We start from the raw sequence: 6,315 nt of genomic DNA, 5'->3' as shown, positions 1-6,315 counted from the left end.
CGGTCGGCGCGCGTACGGCGCGGTTCGACACCGCCGTGTGGCCGCCCGCGGGCGCGGTGCCGATCGGACTGGACGGGCTGTACGACGATCTGGCCGAGGGCGGCGTGCTCTACGGGCCGACCTTCAAGGGGCTGCGGGCCGTCTGGCAGCGTGACGAGGAGTTCTTCGCCGAGGTGGCGGTGCCCGAGGAGGTCGGCGACGCCGGCTTGTTCGGCCTGCATCCCGTCCTGCTGGACGCGGCGTTGCAGCCGGCCACGTTCATGAACTTGGTGGAGCCGGGCCAGGGGCGGCTGCTGTTCTCCTGGGGCGGCGTCAGCCTGCACGCCAACGGCGCTTCGGCGTTGCGGGTGCGGCTGGTCAGGACCGGGAGCGGTTCGGTGTCGCTGGCGGCGGTGGACGCCGAGGGCGCGCCGGTGCTGACGGCGGACTCGCTGGTGTTCCGTCCGGTGTCCGCGGACCAGATGCTCGCCTCCGGCGGCCAGGGACTGGAGCGGGACGCGCTGTTCGCGCTGGAGTGGGTGGTCGCGCCGACGGTCGTCTCTCCCGTGGACGCGGTGGCCGGGCTGGACTGCGTCGAGCTGGACTGGTCCGAACTGAACCGGTCCGGACTGGACGATCTGCGCTGGGCCGCGTCCGGCCTCGCCTCGCCGGACCGGGTGCCGGACGTCGTGGCCGTCGAGATCACATCGCCCGTGGAGGCGGTCGGCGCGGCGGCGGCGCAAGAGGTGACCGGCCGGGTGCTGGACCTGCTGCGGCAATGGCTGGCCGATGACCGGTTCACCGAATCCAGGCTGGCGCTGGTCACCAGGGGAGCGGTCGCCGGTACCGAAGAAGAGGTGGTCACGGATCCCGCGGCGGCCGCGGTCTGGGGCCTCGTACGCGTCGCGCAGGCCGAGAACCCCGGCTGCTTCCTGCTGGTCGATGTGGACGAGCGGGAGACCGCGCTGTCGGCGCTGCCCGAGGCGCTGGCCTGCGGCGAGCCCCAGGTGGCGATTCGCGACCACGTGGCCCGCGTTCCCCGGCTGGTCCGCCTGACGCCGAGGGGAGGCGCCGCGCCGCGGCTGGACCTCGACGGCACCGTTCTGATCACGGGTGGCACGGGTGGCCTGGGCAGCAACCTGGCCCGGCATCTGGTGGCCGAGCACGGGGTCCGGCACCTGCTGCTGGCCGGCCGGAGGGGCATGGACGCCCCGGGTGCGGCGGAACTGGCGGCCGAGCTGATCGCCCACGGCGCCGAGGTCACCATCGCCGCCTGCGACCTGGCCGATCGGGATCAGGTGGCGGAGCTGCTCGCCGGCGTGCCCGCGGAGCACCCGCTCACCGCGGTCGTCCACACCGCGGGCGTCCGCGACGACGGCATGATCCCGTCGTTGGACGAGCATCGGCTGGCCACCGTGTTCGGGCCCAAGGCCGATGGCGCCTGGCACCTGCACGAGCTGACGCGGGATCTGGATCTGGCCGCCTTCGTCATGTACTCCTCGATGGCCGGGCTGTTCGGCGGCCCGGGGCTGGGCGGCTACGCGGCGGCCAACGCCTATCTGGACGCGCTGGCCCAGCACCGCCAGGCTCAGGGCATGCCGGGCCTGTCCCTGGTGTGGGGTCCATGGGCGGCGGACGCCGGCATGTCCGGCGAACTCACCGAGGCCGGCCTTCGCCAGCTGACGGCCGCGGGGTTCCACCTGCTCTCCTTCGCCGAGGGCCTGGCGCTGTTCGACGCGGTCCTGGGCGGTGACACGCCGGTGGTGGCGCCTGTCCGGCTCAACCTGCCGGCGTTCCGGGCGCTCGGTGAGGTCCCGCCGCTGCTGCGCTCGCTGGTGCGAGGCACCCGTCGTACGGCGGCGGCCCCGGTGTCGGGTGCGGATGGGGCGTTGCTGCGGCAGCTGGCCGGGCTGTCCCACGCCGACCGCAGCCGGCTGGTGATCGAGCTGATCCGGGCACAGGCCGCCACGGCGCTCGGGCACACCTCCCCCCAGATGGTGGAGGTGCGCCGGGAGTTCCGCGAGCTGGGCTTCGACTCGCTCACCGCCGTGGAACTGCGCAACCGGCTGAACGTCGCGACGGGATTGCGGCTGCCCGCCACTCTGGTGTTCGACTACCCGACCCCCGTGGTGCTGGCCGAGTTCCTGCTGGCCGAGCTGCTGGGTGAGCACGGCGATGTCATCGCCGCGACGGCGATCGCATCGGTGGCCGACGACCCGATCGTGATCGTGTCGATGGCGTGCCGGTATCCGGGCGGGGTGCACTCTCCGGAGGATCTGTGGCAGCTCGTCACCGAGGGCCGTGACGCCGTCTCCCCGCTGCCGGTCGACCGGGGCTGGCAGGTGACCGGCGAGCTGGACTTCCAGGGCGGGTTCATGCCCGACGTCGTGGAGTTCGACGCCGCGTTCTTCGGGATCTCGCCGCGTGAGGCGCTCGCCATGGATCCGCAGCAGCGCGTGCTGCTGGAGACCACCTGGGAGGCGTTCGAGCGCGCCGGGATCGACCCGCTGTCGCTGCGCGGCAGCTACACGGGTGTGTACGTCGGCGCTGGCGGTTCCGGCTACATCCCGTCAGAGGAGGCCCGTGGCTTCATGGTGACGGGCCAGTCGGGGAGCGTCACCTCGGGCCGTCTCTCGTACACGCTGGGGTTGGAGGGCCCGGCGGTGACGGTGGACACCGCGTGCTCCTCCTCGCTGGTGGCGATGCACCTGGCGGCGCAGGCGCTGCGCTCGGGGGAGTGCGATCTGGCGCTGGCCGGCGGTGTGACCGTGGTGGCCTCGCCGATGGGGATCATGGAGTTCAGCGCCCAGGGCGGGCTGGCCGCGGATGGGCGGTGCAAGTCCTATTCGGATGCCGCCGATGGCACCAGCTGGGCCGAGGGCGTGGGAATGGTGGTCCTGGAGCGTCTGTCCGACGCGCGGCGCAACGGCCACCAGGTCCTGGCCGTCCTGCGGGGTTCCGCGGTGAACCAGGACGGCGCGTCGAACGGGTTGACGGCGCCGAACGGTCCTTCGCAGCAGCGGGTGATCCGGCAGGCGCTGGCCGGTGCCGGGCTGTCCCCGGCCGAGGTGGACGTGGTCGAAGGACACGGGACCGGTACGGCACTGGGTGACCCGATCGAGGCGCAGGCGCTGCTCGCCACGTACGGACAGGGCCGGCCGGAGGACCGGCCGTTGCTGCTGGGCTCGGTGAAGTCGAACATCGGTCACACCCAGGCGGCGGCCGGCGTCGCCGGTGTGATCAAGATGGTCATGGCCATGCGCCACGGAGTGCTGCCCAAGACGCTGCACGTGGAGGAGCCCTCCTCGCACGTGGACTGGTCGGCGGGCGCGGTGGAGCTGCTTACCGAGCCGGCGGCGTGGCCGCAGACCGATCACCCCCGCCGGGCGGCCGTGTCGTCGTTCGGGATCAGCGGCACCAACGCCCACATGATCATCGAGCGAGTCGAAGCGCCGGACGCGGAGCCGGAGGGACAGGAGTCCGGGGGCCAGGATTCCGAGGGCCGTCCGCCCGCGTCGGCCGGTCCCGTGCCGGTCCTGGTCGCTGGCCGGTCGGCGGAGGCGTTGCGGGCGCAGGCCGGACGGCTGGTCGCGCACGTGGCGGGTCACGACGACCTGACCTTGGCCGATGTGGCGTTCTCGCTGGCCACGACGCGCTCGGCGTTCGAGTATCGGGCGGCCGTGGTGGCCGCCGATCCTGAAAGTGCGCTCGCCGGCCTGCGGGCACTGGCCGAAGACCGGCCGGGAGCGGGTGTCCTGCGAGGGCTGGCCACGGCCGAGTCGAAGGCGGCCGTGCTGTTCACCGGCCAGGGCAGCCAGTGGGCGGGGATGGGCCGCGAGCTGTACGCGCGGTTCCCGGTGTTCGCGCGGGCGTTGGATGAGGTGGTCGCCGAGCTGGACCCGCTGCTCGACGGTTCGCTGCGTGAGGTGCTGTTCGCCGACCAGGCCGGGCTGCTGGATCAGACGGGCTGGGCGCAGCCGGCGCTGTTCGCGCTGGAGACGGCGCTGTACCGGCTGGTCGAGTCATGGGGATTGCGGCCGGAGGTCGTGACGGGCCACTCGGTCGGGGAGATCACCGCGGCGCACGTGGCCGGGGTGCTGTCCCTCCAGGACGCGTGTGCGCTGGTGGCGGCGCGAGGCCGGTTGATGCAGGCGCTCCCGGCGGGCGGGGCCATGGTGGCGGTGCAGGCCTCCGAAGCGGAGATCGCAGAGCTGCTGGTCGAGCAGGTGTCGATCGCGGCCGTCAACGGTCCGACGTCGGTGGTGATCTCCGGGGATGAGCAGGCCGTGCTCGAACTCGCCGCCACGCTGGAATCCCAGGGGATCAGGACCCGGCGGCTGCGAGTGTCGCACGCGTTCCATTCGCCGTTGATGGATCCGATGCTGGAAGACTTCCGCGCCCTGGCCAGGACGCTGACCTTCAGCGCCCCGCGGATCCCGATCGTGTCCACGGTGACCGGGGAGACGGCCACGGCCGAGCAGGTGTGCTCGCCCGACTACTGGGTCGAGCAGGTACGGAGCGCGGTGCGCTTCGCCGACGGGGTGCGCGCGCTGCACGCGCAGGGGGTGACGGCCTACCTGGAGCTCGGGCCGGACGGGGTGCTGACGGCGATGGCCGAGGACACCCTGGCCGAGCTCACCGCTCCCGACGCACCGGTACTGGCGACGGTGCTGCGCAAGGACCGGGACGAGCAGAGCGCGATCATGACGGCGCTGGCGCAGCTGCACGTGCGTGGAGTGCCGGTGGACTGGCAGACGGTGCTCCGGGGCAGGCGCAGGATCGACCTGCCGACGTACGCTTTCCAGCGGCAGCGTTACTGGCCCGACGGCGCTGGGTCCCAGCTGGGGAACGTGGCCGCTGCGGGGCTCGCCGCCGCCGGGCACCCGCTGCTGGGTGCCGCGGTCGGGCTGGCCGACTCGGCCGGAGTGCTGCTGACCGGCCGGTTGTCGCTGCGGACGCATCCGTGGCTGGCCGACCACGCGGTGGGCGGCATGGTCATCTTCCCGGGCACCGGGTTCCTCGAGCTGGCGATCCGGGCGGGTGACCAGGTCGGCTGCGACGTGGTGGAGGAGCTGACCCTGACCACGCCCCTGGTGCTCGCCGAACGGGATGCCGTCGCGGTGCAGGTGTGGCTGGGCGCGGCGGCCGAGTCCGGCCGCCGCAGCCTGAGCATCTACGCCCGGCCGGCCGAGGCCGCCGACGAGGAGCCCTGGGTACGGCACGCCACCGGTGTGCTGACGAGCGGCGGCCGGGTGGCCGAGGCATTCGACGTAACGGTCTGGCCGCCGCAGGGGGCCACACCCATTCAGATGGACGGGGTGTACGACCAGTTCGCCGCAGGCGGGTTCGACTACGGTCCGGTGTTCCAGGGGCTGCGGGCCGCTTGGCGGGGTGTGGACGGCGCGGTGTTCGCCGAGATCGTCCTGCCCGAGCAGGCAGCGCCGAGCGCGGCTTCTTTCGGGGTGCATCCGGCGCTGCTGGACGCGGCGCTGCACCCCGTGGCCTTCGCCGGGCTGGACGACGCCGGGGGCGGCCGGTTGCCGTTCTCGTGGGGTGAGGTGTGCCTGCACGCCGGTGGCGCGTCGGTCCTGCGCGTACGGCTGGCCAGGATCGGCGGCGAGGCGATCTCGCTGATCGCGGTGGACGCCGCAGGGGAGCCGGTGCTCTCGGCGCGGTCGCTGGTGCTGCGGCCGGTCGCGGTCGACCAGCTGGCCGTGGGCGGCGGTCGCGACCCGCGCCGGGACTCGCTGTTCCAGCTGACCTGGACGGCGTTGCCCGAAACGCGGGCAGCGGCCGACACCGAGCTCGATTCGGTTGAGCTGACCTCGACTTCGGCATCGGATCTGGCGGCGCTGGAGACGGTGCCGGAGGTGGTGACCGTCGCGGTCGGCTCCGCAGGGCACGGCGACGTGGTCACATCGGTTCACGAGTTGACCACCGCGGTGCTGGGCCTGCTGCAGGCGTGGCTGGCCGATGACCGCTGTCGCCGCTCCCGGCTGGTGTTCGTGACCAGCGGCTCCGTCGCGGTGAGCCAGGGCGAGACCGTGGCGGACCTGGCCGCCGCCGCTGTGTGGGGACTGGTGCGATCGGCGCAGTGGGAGGAACCTGGCCGGTTCGTGCTGGTCGATGGGGACGAGCAGGAGATCTCCGCGTCGGTGCTGGCGTCGGGTGAGCCGCAGCTGGCGGTGCGCGAAGGTAAGGTGCTGGTTCCGCGCCTGGCGCGGGTGCCGCTCGGCGATGGCCTTGTCGAGGAGGGTGCCCGTTCGTGGGATCCGGACGGGACGGTGCTGATCACTGGTGGTACCGGTGGTCTGGGTGCGCTGTTCGCGCGGCATG

At 73.0% G+C, this 6,315-nt stretch carries 1 protein-coding gene; it reads left to right on the top strand.

What is annotated here, in order from left to right; translation table 11 throughout:
- The coding region (locus ABZ260_RS44480) for an SDR family NAD(P)-dependent oxidoreductase (RefSeq protein ID WP_355630135.1) at positions 1-6,315 on the top strand (6,315 nt) is incomplete at both ends.

This window comes from Streptosporangium sp. NPDC006013, assembly GCF_040614275.1.
GTDB lineage: Bacteria > Actinomycetota > Actinomycetes > Streptosporangiales > Streptosporangiaceae > Streptosporangium.
The sequence above is the reverse complement of the archived record's forward strand: the minus strand, read 5'-3'. Positions and strand labels throughout refer to the sequence as shown.